Consider the following 23,130-nt stretch of genomic DNA (forward strand, 5'->3'; position numbering starts at 1 on the left):
CCCGAGGGGGTCTTCAGGGGCAGCGGATGACCTGACCGGCGTAGGTCAGGCCGCCGCCGAAGCCGAACAGCAGCACCGGGGCGCCCGCGGGCACCTCCCGCCGCTCGACCAGCTTGGACAGGGCCAGTGGCACGCTCGCCGCCGAGGTGTTGCCGGACTCGACGATGTCCTTGGCGATGATCGCGTCCGGGATGTTCAGCCGCTTGGCGATGCCGTCGATGATCCGGGCGTTGGCCTGGTGCGGCACGAACGCGGCCAGCTCGGACGGCGCCACCCCGGCCTTCTCGCAGGCCTGCAGTGCCAGCGGGGCCAGCGCGGTGGTGGCCCAGCGGAAGACCGCCTGCCCCTCCTGCGCGATGTACGGCCGCCAGCCCTCGATGCGGACCGCGTCGCTCTTCTCCGGCACCGAGCCCCAGACCACCGGGCCCACCCCGGCCGGCTCGCCCTCGGCGGCGGCGGTCACCACGGCCGCGCCGGCGCCGTCACCGAAGATGATGCAGGTGGAGCGGTCGGTCCAGTCGGTGAAGTCGGAGAGCTTCTCCGCGCCGACGACGATCGCGTTGCGCGCCGCCCCGGCCCGGATGGCGTGGTCGACGGTGCCCAGCGCGTACGCGAAGCCCGAGCAGGCGGTGTTGATGTCGTACGCGGCCGGGGCGGTGATGCCCAGCTTGGCGGCGACCCGGCAGGCCACGTTGGGGCTGCGGTCGACCGACGTGCAGGTGGCCACCACGACCAGGTCGATGTCGGCGGCGGTGAGGCCGGAGTTGGCCAGCGCCTTGCCGGCGGCGGCGGTGGCCATGTCGGCGACCGTCTCGTCGCCGGCGATCCGGCGGGTGACGATGCCGACCCGGTCCCGGATCCACTCGTCGTTGGTGTCGACGAGCTGGGCGAGGTCGTCGTTGGTCACCACCCGCGACGGCTGGTAGTGCCCCATCGAGACGATCCGACTGCCGGCCATTAGTGCTGTCCTCCGATGCGGGCGAGCGGCTGGCCCGGGGCGACCGGGTCGTCGTGGTGGGCGAGCCACTCGGTGAGCAGCCCGCTGTCGTGCGCGGTCACCTCGACCGGCCCCTGCCGGGTGGCGATGTGACCGATGACCTGGCCGGTGCGCAGGTCCGCGCCCTCGGCCAGCTCGGCGGCCGGTTCGAAGGTGCCCGCGGCGGGGGAGACCACCACCCGGAACTGGATCACCGGCTCGTGGCCGCGCAGGCCGCTGTGCCGGGCGATCAGGTCCCGCGCGGCGGGCAGGTCGTCGGGGGTGTTCAGGGTGACGATCTCCGGTGCGCCGCTGGCCTTCAGCTCCCGCTTGACCAGGCCGGCGAGGGTGCCGGCCGGGGGCAGCTCGATCACCCCGGTGACGCCGAGGTCGGCCAGGGTGCGCATGCACAGGTCCCAGCGCACGGGGGCGGTCACCTGGCGGACCAGCCGCTGCACCATCTCCCGGCCGTGGTTGACCGCCGAGCCGTCGAGGTTGGACAGCAGGATCCGGGCCGGGTCGGCCGGGGTGATCCCGGCGGCCACGCCGGCCAGCGCGGCCTCGGCCGGGGCCATGTACGGGGTGTGGAAGGCGCCGGCCACCTGGAGCCGGATCACCCGGGTCTTCGCCGGCGGCTCGGCGGCCAGCTTCTCCAGCCCGGCCACCGCGCCCGCGGCGACCACCTGGCCGGTGCCGTTGCGGTTGGCCGGGTACAGCCCGTGCGCCTCGATCGCGGCGAGCACCTCGTCCGGGTCGCCGCCGAGCACGGCGGCCATCCCGGTGGGCTCCAGTGCGCAGGCGGCGGCCATCTCCCGGCCGCGTACGCCGGCGAGGGTGATCGCCGCCTCGGCGGGCAGCACCCCGGCGAGGGCGGCGGCGCCGAGTTCGCCGACGCTGTGCCCGGCGGTCACCGCGACGTCGTACATCGGCAGGTGCTCGGCGGCGAGCAGCGCGGCCGCGACCAGCAGCGGCTGGGTGCGGGCGGTGTCCTTGATCTCCTCGGCGTCAGCCTTCGTGCCGAGGTGGACTAGGTCGACGCCGGCCAGCGCGGACCACCAGCGCAGGCGCGCCTCGGAGCCGGTCAGGTCGAGCCAAGGAGTCAGGAAGCCGGGTTTCTGGGAACCCTGGCCGGGTGAGAGTACGGCGAGCACGTCTATGACTCTGACGGATACTCGTGGGTCGCGCTGTAGCGAGCGCCACCAAACCGCACTAGAACCTTTGGAGGGTTCCTACAAAAATCGGCGGTGATCATCACCCAGCTGTGATGTTTTCCTCACGGCTGGGGTCATTGTCTGGGTCGGGACGGGTGTGACGGCCGGGACGACCGGGTCCAGCCGACCCACCGTCAGCGCCACCTGGAGGGCGAACGCGTCCCGCGGCGTCAGTGGCGAGAAGCCGGTCACTTCGGCGATCCGCTTCAGCCGGTAACGCACCGTGTTCGGGTGCACGAAGAGCGCCCGGGCGGCGCTCTCCAGCGTGCCCCCGGCGGCCAGGAACGCGTCCAGCGTCTCCAGCAGCTCACCGCCGGCGCGGACCAGGGTGGCGTACACGTCGTGCCGGAGCCGGCGGCGGGCCTCCGCGTCGCCGGCCAGGGCCCGCTCCGGCAGCAGGTCCGCGGCAGGCACCGGGCGTGGCGCGGTCGGCCAGGCCGGGGCCGCGCGGAAACCGGCCAGCGCGGCCCGCGCCGAGTCCGTCGCCTCGTCCAGACTGGGTACGGCCGGGCCGACCACCACCGGCCCGTCACCGAAGGCGGTCAGCAGCTTCTCCGTCGCGGCCATCGGGTCGGCGGCCCCGCCGAGCACGATGACCAGCCGGTCGCCGTGCACACCGCCGATCACCTCCACGCCGATCCGGCGGGCCTGCCGGTAGACGGTGTGCAGCACGGCGGCCACCTCACCGCCCGGGGAACGGCCCACCGCCACCGCCACCGGGGGCGCGTCCGACCAGCCCAGCGCCGCCGCCCGACTGGCCAGCACGTCCGGCGAGTCGCCGCGCAGCAGCGCGTCGACCAGCAGGGCCTGCAACCGGGCGTCCCACGAGCCGCGCGACTCGGCCGCCCGGGCGTAGACCCGGGCGGCGGCGAAGGCGATCTCCCGGGAGAAGCGCAGCACGGCCTCCCGCAGCTGCTGCTCCTCGCCCTTGACGGCCAGGTGCGACACCTGCTCCTCGACCACGTCGATGGTCACCTTGATCAACGCCACGGTCTGCTGGAGGCTGATCGAGCGGGCGAGGGCCTGCGGGGCGGTGGCGAAGACCTCGTCGGAGACCTCCTGGGTGCTGTCCGCGGTGCCGCCGCCGGAGCGCAGCCACTGCACCAGCGACCGGGCGCCGGCCTGGGCGACCAGCATGACCCAGGAGCGCTGGTCCGCCGGCAGCTCCCGGAACCAGGGCAGGGTCTCGTCCATCCGGGCCACGCTGGCGGTGGCCAGTGCCCCCGCGGCCCGTTCGATCCGGCGCAGGGTGGCCGACAGCTCGGTACCGCCCGGCTCGCTCACCGCCCCAGCCTGACATGCCCTGAGCAGGGACTCCACACCGAGGGGCGGCGGTGCGCGGGACGCGCTCGACGTGGGCGCGGCGGTCGGCCAGAATGATCTTCCGTGACCGACACCGACCAGGCGACCGCGGCGCTGGCCCGCGACATCGACCGCACCTGCCGACTCACCGGCCGCTTCGTGCTCCGGTCCGGCCGGACCGCCGACGAGTACTTCGACAAGTACCGGTTCGAGGCCGACCCGGTGCTGCTCGACCGGGTCGCTGCCGGGCTGGCCGAGCTGGTCCCGCCCGGCACGGAGGTGCTGGCCGGTCTCGAGCTGGGCGGCATCCCGGTGGTCACCGCGCTGGCCCGGCACGTCGGGCTGCCGTGCGCGTTCGTCCGCAAGACGGCGAAGGCGTACGGGACCGCCCGGCTGGCGGAGGGGGCCGAGGTCGCCGGCCGTCGGGTGCTCGTGGTGGAGGACGTGGTGACCTCCGGCGGCCAGGTGGTGATCTCCACCGGTCAGCTCCGCGAGCTGGGCGCCCGGATCGACCAGGCCCTCTGCGTGATCGACCGGTCCGAGGGTGGCACGGAGGCGCTGGCCGCGCACGGCGTCGCGCTGCGCGCCCTGCTCACCCGCGCCGACCTGGCGGCGCACCGCCGAGCCTGAGCGGCCGACGCCGGCCGGTTGCCGGACGATCTCCGGCGCGCGCCGACCGGTCGGCTGGACGATCTCCGGCGCGCGCTGACCGGGTACGCGGCGCACGGCCCGTCGAGCCCGGCCAGTACGGTGTCAGGGCACGTCGGGGCGACCGCCCGACGGGCGATGGCGAGCGTGAGGAGACCGGGATGGCGCACGGGGAGGCCGAGCACGGCTGCGCCCAGGGCGAGCCCTGCCGGCTGGGCCACCACGAACAGCCGGCGTCCGCCAAACACCCCCGCCGGCTCGGCGGCATGACCCATTCGGGGGAGCCGACCGCCGGGCGCGGGCCCGAGCGGGCCGACGACGAGCCGCCCGCCCCGCGCCCGCGCGGGCCCGAGCCGGCCGAGCTGGCCGCGCCCGAGCCGGCGCCCGCCCAGAGCTGCCGCAGTGAGCGGGCGGGCTGGGCCGGCGCGCACCGGCACGGCGCGGTCCGACCGGGTAACCGGACCCTGCGCCGGGAGCGGCCGCCGCACCGCTGGTGCTGACCAGCCGCCGCCCGGCGGGAGGGCTCAGCGGGTGCGGTGGCGGATCAGCAGCGCGATCCCGGCGAGGCCGGTCGTGATGACCAGCATCACCCCGACGTTGAGCAGCAGCAGCCGCTGAAGCTCGCCCATCGCGTCGTCGATGTCCCGGCCGGGGTTCAGCGAATCCTCCGGGATGACCCGCTCGCCGCCGCCCACTCCACCGCTGACCGTGTCGAACTGCCGCTCCAGCGGCACCCCGACGCTGCGCAGCGTCTCCGACATGTTGAGCCGCCCGAGGAACCAGCCCGCCCGGGTCTTGCTCAGGTTCGGTTGCTTGGCCGGCCGGTAGACCCGCGGGCCGCCCTTGGCCAGCGGGTAGAGGTCGTAGGTGTGCATCGGCACGTCCCCGGCGAGCACCACGACGGTGTACTTCGGACCCAGGTCCTTCGCGGCGGGCCCGCGCTGCTGGCCGGTGCGGCCCAGCCAGCTCACCTGGTCGACGACGACGCCGACCTCGGCGGGCCGGGTGTCGGCGCGCAGCCGCAGCGGCTGTTCGAGCCGGTAGCCGGTGATGTGCACCCCGGCGGGCGGCAGCTTGGGCGCGGCCGCCTGGGCCGGGCCGGCGAGCACCAGCCCGCAGGCGGTCGCTATCAGCGCACCCGTCACCACGGCCAGCAGCCGCTTCACCTTTCGGACCATCGCCGCCTCCTCGCCCCGTTCGATGGGTGGCTTCCGCTGCAGGTCACACGCTGATCGGCCGACGGTGGTGGTCCGGCCCGCAAACCGGGTGCCCACCTAGAAGACTCCGCAGAACGTTGCTTGGTTGCAGCTGCTGGAAGAGTTATTGGAACTATCTGCGATCTGGGACCGACTAACGAGCGGTTGTTGATCAGCGGGCGGATCGTACCTTTGCGGAGGGGTTCATGGGGGGCAGCGTGGCACGCGTGGCACGGACCTGGCTAGCGGTTCTCGGCGTGGCGGTCGGTGCGTCGGTGGCGTTCCCGGCCACCCCCGCGGCCGCGCACAACTCGCTGACCGGCAGCGACCCGCACAACGGCGCGCGACTGGCGGCCGCGCCGAAGCGGATCGAGCTCCGGTTCCTGGCCAGCCCGGTCCCGGCTACGACGAAGATCACAGTCACTGGACCGGACAATGTGGACGCCGCGGGTGGCGCGCCGACGTTCACCGGGAACCGGGTGAGCGTCCCGTTCCGGCCCGGGGCGGCCGGCCTCTACATCGTCGACTACCGGGTCGGGTCGACCGATGGCCATCCGGTGACCGGCGAGATCCGCTTCACCCTCACCACCGGTACGCCGGCCGAGCCGCCGTCGGCCACCGCCACCGCCCTGCCGGCACCCACCGCCACCGCCCCCTCGGCCACCGTCGGGGCGACGTCTCCGGCCGGTTCGCCGACGGCCTCGGGAGGCGGCGCCCCGGTGAGTCCGGCGCCGGCCGCCGGGGAGAGCTCGGACGAGCGGGGGGCCGGCTGGTTCTGGCTGCTCGCCGCCGTGCTGGTGCTCGTCCTGCTCGGGGGCGGCCTGCTGCTCCGCCGCCGCCTCGCGCGCCGCTGACGCCCGCCCGGCCGGGGCGCCGACGCGCGGTAGGGCCGCCACTGGAGCCGCCGGACGTACCGCGAAGGGCCCGCCGGAAGACCGGCGGGCCCTTCGGGACGGGACGTCAGACCAGGCGGACCCGGGCGGCGCGCAGCCGGGTCAGGGTGCGCTCGCGACCGAGCACCTCGAGGGACTCGAAGAGCGGCAGCCCGACGGTCCGGCCGGTGACCGCGACCCGGACCGGCGCCTGGGCCTTGCCCAGCTTGAGGCCGCGTTCGGCGCCGACCGCCTCCAGCGTCGACTTCAGCGACTCGGCGTCCCACGACTCCAGCGCGTCGAAGGCGGCGATCGCGGCGTCCAGCAGGTCGGCCGCGCCCTCCTTCATCGCCTTCGCCCAGGCGGCCTCGTCGATCAGCGGGTCGGCCAGGAAGAGGAAGTCGACGTTCGGCACGATCTCGCTGAACACCGCGATCCGGGTCTGGGCCAGCGGGGCCACCGCGGCGAACGCCGCCGGGTCGAACTCCTCCGGCTGCCACGGCGGCGGCACGATGGTGCCGGTGCCGGTCAGCCACGGCTGGCAGGCGGCGATGAACTCCTCCACCGGCAGCGCCCGGATGTACTCGCCGTTGAAGGCGCGCAGCTTCTTCTCGTCGAAGAACGCGGGGGAGGCGTTCACCTCCTCCAGCCGGAACTCGTCCTCGATCACCGACCAGGGCACGATCTCCCGGTCGCCCGACGGCGCCCAGCCGAGCAGCATCAGGTAGTTGCGCATCGCGCCGGCGAGGTAGCCCTCGTCCCGGTACGCCTCCAGGGCGACCTTGTCCCGCCGCTTGGACAGCTTCTGCCGCTTCTCGTTGACCACTACCGGCACGTGCGCCCAGATGGGCGGCTTGACCCCGAGGGCGTCCCAGAGCAGCTGCTGCTTCGGGGTGTTGGGCAGGTGCTCCTCGGCCCGGATCACGTGGGTGATCCCCATGGTCATGTCGTCGACCACGTTGGCGAGCAGGAAGACCGCCGAGCCGTCGGCGCGGGCGATGACGAAGTCCTCGATCAGCTTGTTCTCGAAGGTCGGCTCGCCGCGGATCAGGTCGACCACCACGGTCTCGCCCTCGTCGGGCGTCCGGAAGCGCAGCGCCCGCCCCTCGCCCGGGCCGAGCCCCTTGTCGCGGTGGAAGCCGTCGTAGCCCTGGTACTGCGAGCCGGTACGGGCCTGCACGGCCTCGCGGGTGCAGTCGCAGTAGTACGCCCGGCCGGCGTCGAAGAGCCGCTGGGCGGCGGCCCGGTGCTCGCCGGCGTACGACGACTGGAAGTAGGGGCCCTCGTAGCTGCCCCGCTCGATGCCGATCCAGTCCAGCGCCGACAGGATGCCCTCGGTCCACTCGGGCTTGTTACGGGCCGCGTCGGTGTCCTCGATGCGGAGCACGAACACCCCGCCCTGCTGCTTGGCGTAGATCCAGTTCTGCAGGGCCGAGCGGGCGCCGCCGACGTGGAACATACCGGTCGGGGAAGGGGCGAAGCGTACACGTACCGTCACGTCCCCCAGCCTACGGGCGGCGGCCAGCGGTTTGCCGAGGGGGCCGGTCAGGGCACCGATTTGATCTTCAAAACCAGGACGCTGCCGACCAGGGTGACCACCGCGGTGACCGCGTACAGCGTGGGGTAGCCGCCCAGGTGCACCACGATCGGGGCGGAGATGGCCGGCCCGAGCACCTGCGGCGCGGAGTTGGCGATGTTGATCACGCCGAGGTCCTTGGCCCGGTCGGTGGCGGCCGGCAGCACCTGGGTGATCAGCGCCGCGTCCACCGCCAGGTAGACCCCGTAGCCGGCGCCGAGCAGCAGCGCGGCGGCCACCGCCATCGGCCAGACCGGCGCCACGGCGAGCAGCAGCGCCGCCACCGCCATGATCAGGCCGGACGTGATCACGAAGACCTTGCGGCGGCCGGAGCGGTCCGACAGCCGGCCGGCGACCACGGCGGTGACCATCATGCCGAGGGTGTAGAGCAGGATCAGCACCAGCAGGCCGCCCTCGGGGTCGGCCACCCGCACCCCGTCGGTGAGGAAGTACAGCAGGTAGAGGGTGCCCAGCGCGTTGCCGGTCTGGACCAGGAACCGGGTGAACCAGGCCCAGGCGAAGTCGGGGTGCCGGCGCGGGCTGATCCACATCGAGGCGAGCAGCCCGCGCAGCCGCAGCGCCGACCGGTGCTCCCGGGGCAGCGGGTCGTCGGCGGTGAGCAGCGCGAACGGCAGCGACAGCAGCAGCATCGCCACCGCGATGGCGGCGTACCCGGCGGCGTTGCCGGTGACCAGCGCGGTGACCAGCACCGCGCCGACCACCAGGCCGAGCGCCTGCGGGATGCCCACCCAGCCGGAGACGCCGCCGCGCTGGGCGACCGGGACGCGGTCCGGGATGGCGGCGGTCAGGCTGGCCAGCATCGCGTTGAAGCAGACCTGCGCGGCCACCCAGCCGACCGCCACCCCGGCGATGGTGTCCTGCCGGGCCAGCAGCACCAGGGCCAGCCCGCCGAGCACCGCGCCGGAGGCGGTCCAGACGTGCCGCCGGCCGAGGTGCCGGTTGGCCAGCCGGATCACCGTACGGTCCGACAGCGCGCCGGCGAGCGGGTTCGCCAACACCGCGGCGAGCGCGCCCAGCCCGGTGACGACCGCGAGCATCGCCTCCTTGTCGCCCGGGGCGATCCGCTCGATCTGCTGCGGCAGCAGCACCTGGATCGGGGTGAAGAAGGCCATCCAGACGCCCAGGTTGGCTGCGAAGATCAGCGCGATCCAGCTCCGCCGGACCGGCACGGTCGGTTCGGCGAGCGCCGCCGGCAGCGAGGCCGGCGTCGGGTTCATCGTGGTCATCCCCGGATCACGTCCCGCAACCACGCGTACGACGACTTCGGGGTCCGACGCTGGGTCGCGTAGTCGACGTGCACCAGACCGAACCGCTTGGTGAACCCCTCGGCCCACTCCCAGTTGTCGAGCAGCGACCAGACGAAGTACCCGGTCACGTCGACGCCCTCGTCGATCGCCGCCCGCACCGCGCGCAGGTGCCCGTCCAGGTACGCGATCCGCTCCGGGTCGGCCACCCGGCCGTCCGCGTCCTGGGTGTCGTCGTACGCGCACCCGCTCTCGGTGACCTGGATCGGCGGCAGCGCGTCGCCGTACCGGTCGCGGAGCCCGACCAGCAGTTCACGCAGCCCGTCGGGGACCACCGGCCAGTCGAAGGCGGTCCGCGGGTAGCCGCCGAGGGGAACGATCTCGAACGGCAGCGGCGAGCCCTCCTCCGCCGCCCGGATCCCGGTCGGGTTGTAGTAGTTCACCCCCAGCACGTCCAGCGGGGCGGCGATCACGTCGAGGTCCCCGTCGCGGACCACGCCCGGGTCGAGGCCCGGCTCCTCGGGGTAGCCGAGCCCGAGCAGCGGGTCGGTGAGGAGCCGGTTGTGCAGCGCGTCGTACGCCGCCCCGGCGGCCCGGTCGGCATCGGTGTCGCCGGCCAGGCGCACCGGGGAGTAGTTGTTCGCGATCGCGACCGGGCTGGTGCTGCGCGCTCGCAGCGCCGATACCGCGAGCCCGTGGCCGAGCAGCTGGTGGTGGGCGACCGGGAAGGCGTCGAAGAGCAGCATCCGGCCGGGGGCGTGCACGCCCATGCCGTGCCCGAGGCTCATGTGGATGAACGGCTCGTTGAGCGTGATCCACAGCTTCACCCGGTCGCCGAGGCGGGCGGCGACCAGGTCGGCGTACTCGGCGAAGCGGTGGGCGGTGTCCCGGTTCAGCCAGCCACCGGTGTCCTCCAGGGCCTGCGGCAGATCCCAGTGGAACAGGGTGGCGACCGGGTCGACGCCGTGGCCGAGCAGCTCGTCCACCAGCCGGTCGTAGAAGTCCAGCCCGGCGGGGTTCGCCGCCCCGGCGCCGGTGGGCTGCACCCGGGGCCAGGCGATCGAGAACCGGTACGCGGACACCCCGAGCCCGGCCAGCAGCGCGACGTCCTCGGCGTACCGGTGGTAGTGGTCGCAGGCCACGTCGCCGGTGCTGCCGTCGGCGATGCGGCCGGGGGAGTGGGCAAAGGTGTCCCAGATGGACGGTCCCCGGCCGTCGGCCGTCGCCGCGCCCTCGATCTGGTACGCGGCGGTGGACACTCCCCACCGGAATCCGGCGGGGAAGTCCGGCATCGGCGCGGTCGTCATTCGCCCTCCCGGAAATGTGAAGCGTGTTCGGGACTCTAGGGCGCGGGCCGCCGATGCGCCATAGGCGGTCAACGGCCGGCGGGGCAAGGGTTTTCGGCGTGTCTTTTCCGAACGCGTCCGGGTAAGTCCGATTAGCGCATACAGTGCCGAATATCGCGGATGTGTTTTAAGTGGGGGAAAGACAGAAAATGATCCTCGTGGAGCGCAGTGCGCACGTGATGGCGCCGGTGGAAGCGGTCTGGGACGTCGTCCAGCGGGCCGACCAGTTGCCGGCCTGGCTGGCGGGGGTCCGCGCGGCCGAGGTCCTCTCCGGGGAGGGCTTCGGGCGGCGGCAACTGGTGCAGGCCGGGCGCGGCTCGGCGCACGAGGCCGAGGTGATCGCCTACCAGGAGCCCACCCTGATCGGCTGGCGCGAGCGGGCCAAGGGTGCCGGCGCCCGGGCCGAGGCGCGTACCGAGATCTACGTACAGCTGACTCCGGACGAGGAGGAGGGCGGGACCATCGTGCGGCTCATCGTCGTCCGGTGGCCCGCGGGGCCGGTCAAGGCCGCCCTGCTCCGGCTCGGCCTCCGTCGGGTCGGCGCCGACCTGGAGGACTCGCTGGCCCGGCTGACCGACCTGGCCGCCGTCGGTTGACCGGCCCGTCCCGGCGTCGCCCGCGATGGTGATGGTCCGGCGTCCCCGCCAGGGACGCCGGACCATCGTCACCTCCGCCACCCCGACCGCCTGACCGGCCCCGCTCGAGCCCTTCGTGGCGGAGCTGACCGTCGCCGATGAACGGGCGAGGGCCCGGCGGGGATATCCGCCGGGCCCTCGTCAGGGATGGGTCAGCTGTCGCCGCCGGTCTCGCCGACCGGGGCGGCGTTGACGTCGTCCAGCGCGTACTTCTTGGCGGCCTCGGCCGGCACGTTCGCCGGCACCGCGCCGCGCAGCGCGAGCTGGCGCAGCGTCGCGACCGTCACCGACTCGGCGTCGACGTGGAAGTGCCGGCGCAGCGCGTGCCGGGTGTCCGACATGCCGAAGCCGTCCGTGCCCAGCGAGGTGTAGTCGCCCGGTACCCAGCGGGAGATCAGGTCCGGCACCGCGCGCATCCAGTCGCTGACCGCGACCTTCGGCCCGTCGGCGTCGGCCAGCTTCTGCTGGATGTACGGCACCCGCTGCTCGCCGCCCGGGTTGAGCAGGTTGTGCTCCTCGCACTCCACCGCGTCCCGGCGCAGCTCCGTCCAGGAGGTCACCGACCAGACGTCGGCGGCCACCCCCCAGTCCTCGGCGAGGACCTGCTGCGCCTTCAGCGCCCACTGCATGCCGGTGCCGGAGGCCAGGATGTTCGCCTTCGGCGCGTCCCCGTCCACCTTCGGGGCGGGGGAGTAGCGGTAGATGCCCTTGAGGATGCCCTCGACGTCCACGCCCTGCGGCTCGGCCGGCTGGTAGATCGGCTCGTTGTAGACCGTCAGGTAGTAGAAGACGTTCTCCTGCGCCTCGCCGTACATCCGGTGCAGGCCGTTCTCCATGATGTGCGCGATCTCGAACGCGAACGCCGGGTCGTACGCGACCACCGCCGGGTTGGTGGCGGCGAGCAGCAGCGAGTGGCCGTCCTCGTGCTGGAGGCCCTCACCGTTGAGCGTGGTCCGGCCGGCGGTGGCGCCGAGCAGGAAGCCCCGCGCCATCTGGTCCGCCGCCGCCCAGAGCCCGTCGCCGGTCCGCTGGAACCCAAACATCGAGTAGAAGATGTACATCGGGATCATCGGCTCGCCGTGCGTGGCGTACGAGGTGCCCGCCGCGGTGAACGAGGCGACCGAGCCGGCCTCGTTGATCCCCTCGTGCAGGATCTGCCCGTTGGTGGCCTCCTTGTACGACAGGAACAGCTCCCGGTCGACGGAGGTGTACCGCTGGCCGTGCAGCGAATAGATCTTCGCCGTCGGGAAGAGCGAGTCCATGCCGAAGGTGCGGGCCTCGTCCGGGATGATCGGCACCCAGCGCTTGCCGAACTCCTTGTCCTTCATCACGTCCTTGAGCAGGCGGACGAAGGCCATCGTGGTGGCCACCTTCTGCTTGCCCGAGCCGCGCTTGACGTCGGAGAACCGCTCGGGGCCGGGGATCTGCAGCCGCTTGCCGGTGGTCCGCCGGGACGGCAGGTACCCGCCGAGCTGCTGGCGCCGCTCCTTGAGGTACTGGATCTCGTCGGACTTCTCACCCGGGTTGTAGTACGGCGGCAGGTAGGGGTTCTCCTCCAGCTGCTTGTCTGGGATGTCCAGGTAGAGCCGGTCGCGGAAGAGCTTCAGGTCCTCCAGCGTCAGCTTCTTCATCTGGTGGGTCGCGTTGCGGGCCTCGAAGTGCGAGCCGAGCGTCCAGCCCTTGATCGTCTTGGCCAGGATCACCGTCGGCTGACCGGTGTGCTCCATCGCCGCCTTGTAGGCCGCGTAGAGCTTGCGGTAGTCGTGCCCGCCGCGCTTGAGGTTCCAGATCTCGTCGTCGCTCAGGTGCTCGACCATCTTGCGGGTCCGCGGGTCACGGCCGAAGAAGTGCTCCCGGACGTACGCCCCGGACTCCGCCTTGTAGGTCTGGTAGTCACCGTCGGGGGTGGTGTTCATCAGGTTGACCAGGGCACCGTCGGTGTCCGCCGCGAGCAGCGGGTCCCACTCCCGACCCCAGACCACCTTGATCACGTTCCAGCCGGCGCCCCGGAAGAAGGCCTCCAGCTCCTGCATCACCTTGCCGTTGCCGCGGACCGGCCCGTCCAGGCGCTGCAGGTTGCAGTTGATCACGAAGGTGAGGTTGTCCAGCTCCTCGCGGGCGGCCACCCCGATCGCGCCCAGCGACTCGACCTCGTCCATCTCGCCGTCGCCGAGGAACGCCCAGACGTGCTGCTGGCTGGTGTCCTTGATGCCCCGGTGCTGCAGGTACCGGTTGAACCGGGCCTGGTAGATCGCGTTGATCGGGCCGAGGCCCATCGAGACGGTGGGGAACTCCCAGAAGTCCGGCATCAGCCGCGGGTGCGGGTACGAGGGCAGCGCGCCGCCGGGGTGCGACAGCTCCTGGCGGAAGCCGTCGAGCTGGTCCTCGCTCAGCCGGCCCTCCATGTACGCCCGGGCGTACATGCCGGGGGAGGCGTGCCCCTGGTAGAAGATGTGGTCGCCGCCGCCCGGGTGGTCCTTGCCCCGGAAGAAGTGGTTGAAGCCCACCTCGTAGAGCGACGCGGAGCTGGCGAAGGTGGAGATGTGGCCGCCGACGCCGATCTCGGGCCGCTGCGCGCGGTGCACCAGCATGGCGGCGTTCCACCGGATGTACGCCCGGATCCGCCGCTCGACGTGCTCGTCACCCGGGAACCAGGGCTCGCGCTCCGGGGGGATCGAGTTGATGTAGTCGGTGGTGGTCAGGGACGGTACCCCGACCTGGCGCTCGCGCGCCCGCTCCAGCAGGCGCAGCATGACGTACCGGGCGCGTTTGGTTCCGCGCTCGTCGATGACACCGTCCAGTGACTCGACCCATTCGCCGGTCTCTTCAGGGTCGATGTCCGGAAGCTGGCTCGGCAGACCAGCGGTGATCACCGGGCGCTTGCGTTCCGTAGCCACAGGCGTTCCCTCGGGTGTGTGTGGGATAGGTCTCTAGCGCCATCCTGCCCCCTCGTGGCGCTCGTCGTCACGTCTCCCTCCCCCAGACGCGACGCTGAACACAGGTACCCACCAGTAACTTTGCGCGATCACGGGCTGCGCTGGGCCGGGGACCGCTCGCCACCGTGGTGGCGACCACTGCGGTGGTGGCGGGGGACTGTGGCGGTGGTGGCGGCGGCAACGGGGTCGCTGCGGCAGAATGCGACGTGTGCGCAGTGAGGTGATCACCGTCCAGACCGGGTCCCGGCCGACCGTCCGGGACATCACCGCCGAGGCCGAACGGTTCGTCTCCGGGCAGGGCGACGGCCTGCTGCACGTCTTCGTGCCGCACGCCACCGCCGGGCTGGCGATCATCGAGACCGGCTCCGGCTCCGACGACGACCTGCTGCGGGCGATCGACGACCTGCTCCCCACCGACGACCGCTGGCGGCACCGGCACGGCTCACCCGGACACGGCCGGGACCACGTGCTGCCCGCCTTCGTCCCGCCGTACGCGACCCTGCCGGTGCTCGACGGGCGGCTGGCGCTCGGCACCTGGCAGTCGATCTGTCTCGTCGACACCAACGGCGACAACCCCAGCCGCAAGGTCCGCTTGTCCTTCCTGCCGGGCTGACCAGCGGCGGTTCAGCGCAACAGGCGGCGGAGCTGGCCGGGGGTGTCGCCCAGGTGGGCGCGGACCGTCCGGGTCAGGTGCGCCTGGTCGGCGAAGCCCAGCTCGGTGGCGAGCCCGGCCAGGCTTTCCGCCCCCTCCTCCAGCCGGTCCAGCAGCCGCCCGACCCGCAGCCGGTTGCGGTACCGGGTCAACGGCACCCCGACCCGCGCCTGGAACTCGCGGCTGAGCCGGTACGGCGACACCCCGAGCGCCCGGGCCAGCGGGACGAGTCCGGCGGCGGCGGGTTGCCCGTCGTGCAGCGCGGCCCGAGCCCGCTCGACCAGCCGGCGGCTCCGTCCCGCGCCGTCGACCACCGGCCCGGTCGCCGCGGCGACCAGCCGCACCAGCCGTTCGGCGGCGGCGAAGTCCGGATCGTCGCGGGTGGCGGGTCGCAGCAGCAGCCGGTGGGCCAGGTCGACCCGGGCGTCCGCGTGGACGACGGCCGGGACCGGGCGGTCGGCGAACAGCTCCCGCCACAATCGGGCGGAGAGGTGCACGGAGGTGCAGTCGTCACCGCCGGCCGGATGGGCGAACCGCTCCTCCTCACCCGGCACGGTCAGGTAGGCCACCGTCGGGTCGATGAACTCGGCCCCGCCCCGCCCGGCGCGCCGGAAGCCGCCCCGGCGGGTCAGCACCAGCCCGTGCGCGCCGCTCGGTTCCGGATCGGACCAACCGGTGTGGTCGTCCCGGCAGCGCACCGCGGCGACCCGGAAGTCGGGATGCCGCAGCAGCTCCACCGCACTCCGCATGCCGGCCAGCGTAGGCGGGAGCGGACGACCGCGGCTGATCCGGCGGGCGCAAGAATCGTCAAGACCGCCGGCCGGACCGCCCGGCAGGCTGGCGGCCATGACCGAGTCGACCACCGACCGGCGCGCCGCGCTGCTGGTCGTCCTGCTGACCGGGCAGGCGATGGCCTCCATGGACACCTCGATCGCAGCGGTGGCCGCCCCGGCGATCCGCGCCGACCTGGCCGGACCGCCCGCCGTGCAGCAGCTCGTGCTCGCCGGTTACACCCTCACCTTCGCGGTGCTGGTGGTGACCGGCGCGCGGCTCGGCGCCCGGCACGGGTACGGCCGGGTCTTCCTGCTCGGTTTGGCCGGTTTCAGCCTCGCCTCGCTGGCCTGCGGGTTGGCGCCGGGTCCGGTCGCGCTGGTGCTCGCCCGGGTCGGGCAGGGCGCCGCCGCGGCGCTGATGGTGCCGCAGGTGCTGTCGCTGATCCAGTCCTGCTTCACCGGGGCGGCGCGGGCCCGCGCGATCGGGGCGTACTCGATGGTGCTGGCGCTCGGCGTGGCCGCCGGTCAGGTCGCCGGTGGGCTGCTGGTCACCCTCGACCTCGGCGGGCTGACCTGGCGGACGGCGTTCCTGGTCAACGTGCCGGTCGGGGCGCTGCTGCTGCTGCTCGGACGGCGGGTGCTCGCCGCGCTGCCCGGCGCGCCCCCGCGCCGCGAGGGCCTGGACCTGCCGGGGGTGCTGCTGCTCTCCGCGGCGATGCTGATCCTGGTGCTGCCCCTGGTGCTCGGCCGCGACCTGGGCTGGCCCGGCTGGACGATGCCCGCCGCGGTCGCCGCCGGCGCCGTCGGGCTCCGGCTCTTCCTCGGGTACGAGGGGCGGCGGGCCCGGCGCGGCGCAGATCCACTGCTGGACGTGGCGGTGCTGCGGCACCCCGGCGTGCCGGCCGGCCTGCTCGCCTGCTGCGTGGTGATGGGCTGCTACGCCGGCTTCCTCTTCGTGCTCACCCTGCGCCTGCAGGACGGGCTGCGGTTCACCGCGCTGGCGGCGGGACTGGCCTTCCTCCCGTACGCCTCGGGTTTCGCGCTCTGCGGCCTGACGGTGCCGCGACTGCCGGACCGGGTCCGGGGGGTGCTGCCGGTCGTCGGCCCGGTGGTGCTCGCGGCGGTGGTGGTCGGGCTGGCCTGGCTGTCCCGCGCCGGCTGGCCGTGGCTGCTCGGCAGCGCACTGCTGCTGGCCGGCGGCGCGGCGCACGCGGCGTCGTTCAGCCCGCTGGTCAGCCGGTTGGCCGGCGTCGTGCCGGTGACCTCGGCCGCCGCCCTCTCCGCGCTGGTCTCCACCGGCACCCTGCTCGCCGCGGTCCTGGGCGTGACGGTGATCGGCGGCCTGCACCTGGCACTCACCGCCGCCGCGCACCCGCCGCTGGTGGTGGCCCTGCCCCCGGCCGCTCTCACCGCGGCCCTCCTTCTGCTCGGTGCCCTCGCCGCCCACCGCGCCACCCACCCCGCCCGGCCCGGCCCACCCCCGCCCGGCCCGGTCGATCGGGACATGTCGTCGGCGGCCCCGGCGGGTCGGCGCGATGACTTGGCGGTGCGAAGGCCCGACGCATTTGCGTGAGCTGCTCAACAGTAGAGCCAATCAACTATCGGTTTGGGAAGTAGCATGTGAGGCATGGCGCAACCCACCCTCCCCATCGCCGGCCCCGACGCGGGCGACCGCTCCGGCCTGGCCGGGGACGCGGTGCGCCGGATCATGCACATCGCCTCCGCGATCCGGCACTACCAGGACGTGGAGATCTCCGAGCTGGGCCTCACCCCGGCCGTCGCCCGGGCGCTGCACGAGCTGGACCCGGACCGGCCGCTGCCCGCCCGCGACCTCGCCGAGCAGTTGCGCTGCGACCGCTCCAACGTCACCGGGCTGGTCGACAAGCTGGAGCAGGCCGGCCTGGTGGAGCGGCGGGTCGACCCCGCCGACCGGCGGCAGAAGACCCTGGTGGTGACCGACGCCGGCCGGCGGATGCGGGACCGGGTGCACCAGGTGATGTCTGATTCGCGACTGCTCGGTGGGCTCACCACCGACGAGCTGGCCGCCCTTCGTGAGCTGGTCTGGAAGGTCTCCGACGGAGGCTGCCCGGAGCAGTGCGGCGGCGAGTAGGCCAGGGCGGGTGGATCGTGTCCGAGTGGGCGCGGCGCCCCTTCGTCGGTAATGCTGTCCGACGTGACCACCCCGCAAGATCTCGACGACCGGTTCCGGGAGGCCCTGGGCGCGCTCGGCGTCCCCGCCCGGCGGCGTGACCTCGACGAGCCGCTCACCGAGGGCACGCCGCTGACCGCAGCGCAGGCCCTGGCGCTCTTCGACGCCCAGGTCACCAGTCGACTGCTCGACCTCGCCGGACGCTGGTTGCGCGGCTTCGGCGAGGGCTTCTACACCATCGGCTCCGCCGGCCACGAGGGCAACGCGGCCGTGGCCGCCGCCCTGCGACCCACCGACCCGGCCCTGCTGCACTACCGCTCCGGCGCCTTCTACTGCGTCCGCGCCGCCCAGGCCGCCGGCGAGTTCCCGGCCGGTGATCCGGTCCCCACCGGTCCGTCGACGGACCCCGGGCCCGACGACGCCCCGGTCGGCGACGACCGCGCCACCGAGGGCGGGACGGCCGACGGCGATCCGGACGCCGCCGAGACCTCGCCGGCCGAGGACGACCGGGGCGTCGACCGCGCGGCCCCGCCGCCGGACGAGGGCCGGGACGACGACGCCGGTGAGGCCGCCAGCGTGCCCGTCGGCGCCGGGGTGGCCGTCGACGCCACCGGCGCGGCGGTGATCGGCGACCCGCCGGCGGTCGGCGAGGACGCGTACGCCGAGGCGGCGCGGGACGTCCTGCGGGGCATGGTCGCCTCCGTCCGGGAACCGATCGCCGGTGGCCGGCACAAGGTGTTCGGCCGAGCCGACCTCGCCGTCATCCCCACCACCTCCACCATCGCCTCCCACCTGCCCCGGGCGGTGGGAATGGGGCTGGCCCTGGAACGGCTGCGCCGGGCCGGCGGCGGGCGGCGCGCCGGGCTCGCCCCGTCGACCGCGGAGCCGACCGGCGCGCCGTGGCCGCCGGACGCGATCGTGGTCTGCTCGTTCGGCGACGCCTCGGTCAACCACGCCAGCGCGACCGCCGCGTTCAACACCGCCGGCTGGTACGACCACGCCGGCCTGCGCATCCCCGTCCTGTTCGTCTGCGAGGACAACGGCCTCGGCATCAGCGTCCGCTCGCCGCAGGGCTGGGTGGCGGCGGCGCTGCGCGCGAAGCCAGGGATCCGCTACTTCGCCGCCGACGGCGCCGACCCGGTCGAGGCGTACCGGGTGGCGGGGGAGGCGGCGGCCTGGGTGCGCCGGCACCGGCGGCCCGCCGTGCTGCACCTGACCACCGTCCGGCTGATGGGCCACGCCGGGGCGGACGCCGAGACCGCGTACCGCAGCCCGGCGGAGATCGCCGCCGACGCCGAGCGGGACCCGCTGCTGGCCACCGCGCGGCTGCTGGTCGACGGGGGCTTCGCCACCGGCGCGGAGCTGCTGTCCCGGTACGACGAGCGGGGCTGGCAGGTCCGCCGGGTCGCCGAGGAGGTGCTCGACGAGCCGAAGCTCGCCTCACCGGCCGAGGTGGTGGCGGCGTTGGCCCCGCGCCGGCCGGTGCGCATCTCCCGGGCGGTGGCCGACGCGGCGGCGCGGGCGGCCGGACCGAGCGCGGGCGCGCGGGCCGAGGCCTTCGGCGGCAAGCCGCCGGAGCTGGCCGGCCCGCTCACCCTGGCGCAGAGCATCAACGCGGCGCTCGCCGACGGGATGCTCGACCACCCCGGGATGGCCGTGTTCGGCGAGGACGTCGCCGCCAAGGGTGGGGTGTACGGGGTGACGAAGGGGCTGCGGGACAAGTTCGGCGCCGCCCGGGTCTTCGACACCCTCCTCGACGAGACCTCGATTCTCGGGCTGGGCCTGGGGGCCGGGATCGCCGGGATCTTGCCGGTGCCGGAGATCCAGTACCTGGCGTACCTGCACAACGCCGAGGACCAACTGCGCGGCGAGGCGGCGACCATGCAGTTCTTCTCCTCGGGGGCGTTCCGCAACCCGATGGTGGTGCGGGTGGCCGGGCTGGCGTACCAGGAGGGTTTCGGCGGGCACTTCCACAACGACAACTCGGTGGCCGTACTGCGGGACGTGCCCGGCCTGGTGATCGCGGTGCCGGCGCGGCCGGACGACGCCGCGCCGATGCTGCGGACCTGCCTGGCCGCCGCCGCGGTGGACGGCAGCGTCTGCGTGTTCCTGGAGCCGATCGCGCTCTACCACGCCCGGGACCTCTACGACGACGGCGACGGGGAATGGCTGGCCGAGTACGCCGAGCCGGCCGCCTGGGCGGCCGGCCACGTGCCGATCGGCCGCGCCCGGGTGTACGGGGTCGGCTCCGCCGAGGACATCACCATCATCACGTTCGGTAACGGGGTGCGGATGTCGCTGCGGGCGGCGGCCACCCTCGCCGACGAGGGGATCGGCAGCCGGGTCGTGGACCTGCGCTGGCTCGCCCCGCTGCCGATGGCGGACATCATCCGGGAGGCCTCGGCCACCGGCCGGGTGCTGGTCGTCGACGAGACCCGTCGGTCCGGCGGGGTCGGCGAGGGGGTGATCGCCGCGTTGGTCGACGCCGGGTACGTGGGGGCGGCGCGACGGGTGGCGGGAGTTGACTCGTTTGTACCATTAGGTCCGGCGGCGCGTCAGGTTCTGGTCTCCGAGGAAGCCATCACCCAGGGTGCCCGTACGCTGCTGGCACGGTAAATTCCGTTCCACCCGGTGCGCCACTTGCGCGGGGAGCCACAACTGTGTGGACTTGGCCCGACGGCGTCGTACGACGCCGCGGGCAGGATGAGATGAGGAGGCACGCGACAGTGAGCGCGACCGCTGGTCAGGCCGCCGACGGGGTACGCAGCCTGGCGGACCGGTTCGGGATCGAGCCGGGGATGGTCGTCATGGAGATGGGGTACGACGACGACGTCGACCAGGATCTCCGGGACGCCCTGACCGACCGCTGTGGAGACCTGGTCGACGAGGACACCGACGAGGTGGTCGACTCGGTCCTCGTCTGGTACCGCGACGGTGACGGTGACCTCTTCGAGCTCCTCGTCGACGCCCTCGGGCCGCTGGCCGACAACGGGGTGGTGTGGCTCCTGACGCCCAAGGCCGGGCGGAACGGTCACGTCGAGCCCAGCGAGGTCGCGGAGAGCGCGCAGACCGCCGGCCTCCAGCAGACCTCGACGATCAACGCGGGCCGGGACTGGAGCGGCGCGCGCCTGGTGCTGCGCCGCGGATCGAAGGCGAAGAAGTAGCCGACCCACCGCTGCCCGACGGCTACCGCCGCCGGGTGTGGCAGGCTGATCATCTCCAGACTCGACCCCTCAAGGAGCTCGCATGACCATCGAGGTTGGCGCCCAGGCGCCGGACTTCGTGCTCAAGGACCAGAACAACCAGGAGGTCCGGCTCTCCGACTTCCGCGGCAGGCGCACGGTGCTGCTGGTCTTCTACCCGCTCGCCTTCACCGGCATCTGCCAGGGCGAGCTCTGCGAGGTGCGGGACAACCTCAACGAGTACGTCAACGACGACGTCCAGGTGCTCACGGTCAGCGTCGACTCCGTCTACGCCCACAAGATCTGGGCCGACCGGGAGGGCTACCAGTTCCCGCTGCTGGCCGACTTCTGGCCGCACGGCGCGGTGGCCCAGGCGTACGGCGTCTTCAACGACGTCGCGGGTATCGCCAACCGGGGCACCTTCGTGATCGACAAGGCCGGCGTGGTCCGGTTCGCCGAGATGAACATGCCGGGCGAGGCGCGGGACCAGGAGGGCTGGCGCAAGGCGCTCGCCGAGACCGCCGCCGCCTGATCCCGGAACCGGGCATACCGTTCGACCGGGCCGGTGACCGGCAGGTAAGCTTGCCAGCCACCGGCCCGCCGTACGGGGCGTTCCGGGCGCGTAGCTCAGCGGGAGAGCACTCGCCTTACAAGCGAGGGGTCGCAGGTTCGAAACCTGCCGCGCCCACCCATCACCACCAGCAGAAACCGCCCCGAGAAGATCGGCTCCCGGGGCGGTGACAGCAACCGAGGCGGTCCGGGGCAGCCGAGGTCAACTGGTCGCGCGACATCCCCCGAGCTACGCCGCCGTTGACCGCGACGCCGGCAGTGTCTCTTGATCCGCTGGTTCCCTGTGCGAGGCACGGCTCGGAGAGATGTAACCCCGGTACTCAGACGATGCCTCGTCTGATCGGCGGGTACCTACGTCCCGCCTTTGCCTCGCAGGCGTCCATCATTCGCACTCCAAGCCGCGCCGCAACAAGGACGGGCTCAACCCTCGGCCCGCAGATCGGTCAATAGCGCTGTGACCCTGTTCTCGATGTCGTCTCCGACTTGGCGGACGACGTCGTCTTGGCGGACGACGTCGAGGGACATCAGTGGCGCGTCGTGGCATCGGGTACCACCTTCGGCGACACGCCGCGACCGCTCACCACCTGCGACGTCATCACCGCTGCAGATGCGAGCGTAGGATCCCGGCGATGAGGATCGCGGTTTCGCGCAGGCCCGGCGCCAGACGCGCCGTCACCCCGCTCGAGCTGTTCTTTGACCTCGTCTACGTGTTCGCGGTCGGGCAAATTTCACACCACCTACTCCAGCACGTCGACCTGCAGACCGCCGCCGAGACCGTGATCATGGGGCTCGCAGTAGCCTATGCGTGGTACATGACCGCGTGGGGCGCGAACTGGCTCGACCCAGACCGGCTGCCGGTGAAGTTGCTCCTCATCGCGCTGATGTTCGCCAGCCTGCTCATGTCCGCCGCGATAGAGGACGCATTCGATGGACGAGCATGGCTCTTCGTCACCGGCTACCTAATCCTGCAGATCGGACGCTCGGCATTCCTGATCGTGGCCCTGCGAGGCCGGGCACTCGGCGGGCACTTCATCAACGTACTGGTCTGGGAGCTGCTCATCGGCGTCCTTTGGGTGGCCGGAGCGATCGCCGGCAGCCACGCGCGCCTTGTGCTCTGGGGCCTTGCCGTGGTGGCCAGCCACGGGGGCGCGTGGGCCCTGCACTGGGTACCGGGCCGTGGACGGGCCATCGACCTATCCCACAGCGAGATCGCCGGTGAGCACCTGATAGAACGCTTCCGACTGTTCTTCATCATCGCGCTCGGCGAGACAGTGCTGACGATGGGCGTGGCATTCGCAGACGAGCCGTTCGAGCTCGACCGCCTGCTCGCTCTGGCGATCGGCTTCACCGGGACCGTCGCCCTATGGTGGTGCTACTTCCAACGCGTCGAGAGGATCGGTGTCCAGGCGGCGGAGACCGCCGAGGACGCCGGAGCCGTCGGCTGGCAGGGCACATGGACCCTCACGCTCACCGTGCTAGCGCTGGTCGGAATTGCCGTCGCCGACGAGCTCGCCATCGCCCATCCTGGCAGCGACACGACGGCCAGCTTCATGATTATTACATTCGGGGGATCGGCACTCTTCCTGCTGGCCCAGTTCTTCTTCCTCCGTGACGCACTCGGGCGAGGCCCACGGTCCCGGCTGCACGGGATCGGAGCACTAGGGATCCTCGCCCTTGCCACCGCGCCGCTGACATTGATTGCCGCGACCGCTGCTTCGACCGCAGTACTCGTCACGATCGCCATCGCCGACTCCATCCGGAACCCCGCCTTGGCGCCCAGCCCGCGGAAATAGCGCCACGAGGAGTGGCCGCCGCCACAGTAGGTACGGGCCCTGTTCGGC

The 23,130-nt window shown here is 73.0% G+C and carries 20 protein-coding genes and 1 tRNA gene; 12 read left to right on the forward strand and 9 right to left on the reverse strand.

The window, feature by feature from the left end; genetic code table 11:
• Window positions 1–13 precede the first annotated feature (13 nt).
• From I8N68_RS23235 to I8N68_RS23245, 3 genes are all read right to left on the reverse strand, one after another.
• A complete protein-coding gene (locus I8N68_RS23235; protein ID WP_200213992.1) occupies window positions 14–958 on the reverse strand; it encodes a beta-ketoacyl-ACP synthase III in 945 nt (314 codons plus the stop codon).
• Window positions 958–2,127 (reverse strand): acyltransferase domain-containing protein, encoded by a 1,170-nt coding sequence (locus tag I8N68_RS23240; protein WP_200213994.1) that lies wholly within the window; start codon window positions 2,125–2,127, stop codon window positions 958–960. Before I8N68_RS23240 ends, I8N68_RS23235 begins: the two co-directional genes overlap by 1 nt.
• 78 nt (window positions 2,128–2,205) lie before the next feature.
• Window positions 2,206–3,507, reverse strand: a complete 1,302-nt coding sequence (locus tag I8N68_RS23245) for a PucR family transcriptional regulator (protein ID WP_307812939.1) — start codon at window positions 3,505–3,507, stop codon at window positions 2,206–2,208.
• Between the two features lie 66 nt (window positions 3,508–3,573).
• Here I8N68_RS23245 and pyrE point away from each other — a divergent pair, with 66 nt between their 5' ends.
• Window positions 3,574–4,119, forward strand: coding sequence for an orotate phosphoribosyltransferase (pyrE, locus tag I8N68_RS23250; protein ID WP_307812940.1), 546 nt, complete (start codon window positions 3,574–3,576; stop codon window positions 4,117–4,119).
• 179 nt (window positions 4,120–4,298) lie between these two features.
• Window positions 4,299–4,637: a hypothetical protein gene (locus I8N68_RS23255; RefSeq protein ID WP_200213999.1), complete on the forward strand. Its 339-nt coding sequence runs from the start codon at window positions 4,299–4,301 to the stop codon at window positions 4,635–4,637.
• A gap of 24 nt (window positions 4,638–4,661) precedes the next feature.
• Here I8N68_RS23255 and I8N68_RS23260 read toward each other — a convergent pair whose 3' ends face one another.
• A complete protein-coding gene (locus tag I8N68_RS23260; protein WP_200214001.1) occupies window positions 4,662–5,315 on the reverse strand; it encodes a hypothetical protein in 654 nt (217 codons plus the stop codon).
• 245 nt (window positions 5,316–5,560) lie between these two features.
• Between I8N68_RS23260 and I8N68_RS23265 the strand changes: the two genes are divergently transcribed.
• Window positions 5,561–6,187: a copper resistance CopC family protein gene (locus I8N68_RS23265; RefSeq protein WP_307812941.1), complete on the forward strand. Its 627-nt coding sequence runs from the start codon at window positions 5,561–5,563 to the stop codon at window positions 6,185–6,187.
• Window positions 6,188–6,293: 106 nt separating this feature from the next.
• Here I8N68_RS23265 and gltX read toward each other — a convergent pair whose 3' ends face one another.
• The 3 genes from gltX to I8N68_RS23280 are packed head-to-tail and all read right to left on the reverse strand — an operon-like array spanning window position 6,294 to window position 10,353.
• On the reverse strand, window positions 6,294–7,703 hold the full coding sequence (gltX, locus tag I8N68_RS23270; protein WP_200214009.1) for a glutamate--tRNA ligase: 1,410 nt from the start codon (window positions 7,701–7,703) through the stop codon (window positions 6,294–6,296).
• A gap of 47 nt (window positions 7,704–7,750) precedes the next feature.
• The gene (locus tag I8N68_RS23275) at window positions 7,751–9,028 is read right to left on the reverse strand and encodes an MFS transporter (protein WP_200214010.1); all 1,278 of its coding nucleotides are present in this window, start codon (window positions 9,026–9,028) and stop codon (window positions 7,751–7,753) included.
• The gene (locus I8N68_RS23280) at window positions 9,025–10,353 is read right to left on the reverse strand and encodes a GH1 family beta-glucosidase (RefSeq protein WP_234040431.1); all 1,329 of its coding nucleotides are present in this window, start codon (window positions 10,351–10,353) and stop codon (window positions 9,025–9,027) included. Before I8N68_RS23280 ends, I8N68_RS23275 begins: the two co-directional genes overlap by 4 nt.
• Before the next feature lie 188 nt (window positions 10,354–10,541).
• Here I8N68_RS23280 and I8N68_RS23285 point away from each other — a divergent pair, with 188 nt between their 5' ends.
• Complete coding sequence (locus tag I8N68_RS23285; RefSeq protein ID WP_200214011.1) at window positions 10,542–10,988, forward strand: SRPBCC family protein; 447 nt, start codon at window positions 10,542–10,544, stop codon at window positions 10,986–10,988.
• A 191-nt stretch (window positions 10,989–11,179) separates the two neighbouring features.
• Here I8N68_RS23285 and aceE read toward each other — a convergent pair whose 3' ends face one another.
• Complete coding sequence (aceE, locus tag I8N68_RS23290) at window positions 11,180–13,924, reverse strand: pyruvate dehydrogenase (acetyl-transferring), homodimeric type (protein WP_200214013.1); 2,745 nt, start codon at window positions 13,922–13,924, stop codon at window positions 11,180–11,182.
• A 247-nt stretch (window positions 13,925–14,171) separates the two neighbouring features.
• Here aceE and I8N68_RS23295 point away from each other — a divergent pair, with 247 nt between their 5' ends.
• A complete protein-coding gene (locus I8N68_RS23295) occupies window positions 14,172–14,576 on the forward strand; it encodes a secondary thiamine-phosphate synthase enzyme YjbQ (protein ID WP_200214015.1) in 405 nt (134 codons plus the stop codon).
• 11 nt (window positions 14,577–14,587) lie between these two features.
• On the opposite strand, the gene I8N68_RS23300 is transcribed toward I8N68_RS23295, so the two are convergent.
• Window positions 14,588–15,364: an AraC family transcriptional regulator gene (locus I8N68_RS23300; protein ID WP_200214017.1), complete on the reverse strand. Its 777-nt coding sequence runs from the start codon at window positions 15,362–15,364 to the stop codon at window positions 14,588–14,590.
• A 97-nt stretch (window positions 15,365–15,461) separates the two neighbouring features.
• Between I8N68_RS23300 and I8N68_RS23305 the strand changes: the two genes are divergently transcribed.
• The 7 genes from I8N68_RS23305 (at window position 15,462) to I8N68_RS23335 (ending at window position 23,082) form a co-directional block, all read left to right on the forward strand.
• Complete coding sequence (locus I8N68_RS23305; RefSeq protein ID WP_200214019.1) at window positions 15,462–16,961, forward strand: MFS transporter; 1,500 nt, start codon at window positions 15,462–15,464, stop codon at window positions 16,959–16,961.
• A gap of 54 nt (window positions 16,962–17,015) precedes the next feature.
• Window positions 17,016–17,498, forward strand: coding sequence for a MarR family winged helix-turn-helix transcriptional regulator (locus tag I8N68_RS23310; RefSeq protein ID WP_200214020.1), 483 nt, complete (start codon window positions 17,016–17,018; stop codon window positions 17,496–17,498).
• Window positions 17,499–17,549: 51 nt separating this feature from the next.
• Entirely contained in the window at window positions 17,550–20,153 is a 2,604-nt protein-coding gene (locus I8N68_RS23315) for a transketolase C-terminal domain-containing protein (RefSeq protein WP_200214021.1), read from the forward strand.
• 110 nt (window positions 20,154–20,263) lie between these two features.
• A complete protein-coding gene (locus tag I8N68_RS23320; protein WP_200214022.1) occupies window positions 20,264–20,701 on the forward strand; it encodes a DUF3052 domain-containing protein in 438 nt (145 codons plus the stop codon).
• A gap of 82 nt (window positions 20,702–20,783) precedes the next feature.
• The gene (locus I8N68_RS23325; RefSeq protein ID WP_200214023.1) at window positions 20,784–21,251 is read left to right on the forward strand and encodes a peroxiredoxin; all 468 of its coding nucleotides are present in this window, start codon (window positions 20,784–20,786) and stop codon (window positions 21,249–21,251) included.
• An 84-nt stretch (window positions 21,252–21,335) separates the two neighbouring features.
• Window positions 21,336–21,407: transfer RNA gene (locus I8N68_RS23330), tRNA-Val, on the forward strand.
• Window positions 21,408–21,918: 511 nt separating this feature from the next.
• Window positions 21,919–23,082, forward strand: coding sequence for a low temperature requirement protein A (locus I8N68_RS23335; protein WP_200214024.1), 1,164 nt, complete (start codon window positions 21,919–21,921; stop codon window positions 23,080–23,082).
• Window positions 23,083–23,130: the final 48 nt, after the last annotated feature.

This window comes from Micromonospora coerulea, assembly GCF_016598485.1.
Taxonomy (GTDB): Bacteria; Actinomycetota; Actinomycetes; order Mycobacteriales; family Micromonosporaceae; genus Micromonospora; species Micromonospora coerulea.

Excerpts from the sequence above, each read along its gene's own strand:
- I8N68_RS23280 (WP_234040431.1), bottom strand. The coding sequence starts at position 10,353 with ATGACGACCGCGCCGATGCCGGACTTCCCCGCCGGATTCCGGTGGGGA.
- I8N68_RS23235 (WP_200213992.1), bottom strand. The coding sequence starts at position 958 with ATGGCCGGCAGTCGGATCGTCTCGATGGGGCACTACCAGCCGTCGCGG.
- I8N68_RS23260 (WP_200214001.1), bottom strand. The coding sequence starts at position 5,315 with ATGGTCCGAAAGGTGAAGCGGCTGCTGGCCGTGGTGACGGGTGCGCTG.
- I8N68_RS23315 (WP_200214021.1), top strand. The coding sequence starts at position 17,550 with ATGCTGTCCGACGTGACCACCCCGCAAGATCTCGACGACCGGTTCCGG.
- I8N68_RS23300 (WP_200214017.1), bottom strand. The coding sequence starts at position 15,364 with ATGCGGAGTGCGGTGGAGCTGCTGCGGCATCCCGACTTCCGGGTCGCC.
- I8N68_RS23310 (WP_200214020.1), top strand. The coding sequence starts at position 17,016 with ATGGCGCAACCCACCCTCCCCATCGCCGGCCCCGACGCGGGCGACCGC.
- I8N68_RS23305 (WP_200214019.1), top strand. The coding sequence starts at position 15,462 with ATGACCGAGTCGACCACCGACCGGCGCGCCGCGCTGCTGGTCGTCCTG.
- I8N68_RS23335 (WP_200214024.1), top strand. The coding sequence starts at position 21,919 with ATGAGGATCGCGGTTTCGCGCAGGCCCGGCGCCAGACGCGCCGTCACC.
- I8N68_RS23255 (WP_200213999.1), top strand. The coding sequence starts at position 4,299 with ATGGCGCACGGGGAGGCCGAGCACGGCTGCGCCCAGGGCGAGCCCTGC.
- I8N68_RS23275 (WP_200214010.1), bottom strand. The coding sequence starts at position 9,028 with ATGACCACGATGAACCCGACGCCGGCCTCGCTGCCGGCGGCGCTCGCC.
- I8N68_RS23325 (WP_200214023.1), top strand. The coding sequence starts at position 20,784 with ATGACCATCGAGGTTGGCGCCCAGGCGCCGGACTTCGTGCTCAAGGAC.
- I8N68_RS23285 (WP_200214011.1), top strand. The coding sequence starts at position 10,542 with ATGATCCTCGTGGAGCGCAGTGCGCACGTGATGGCGCCGGTGGAAGCG.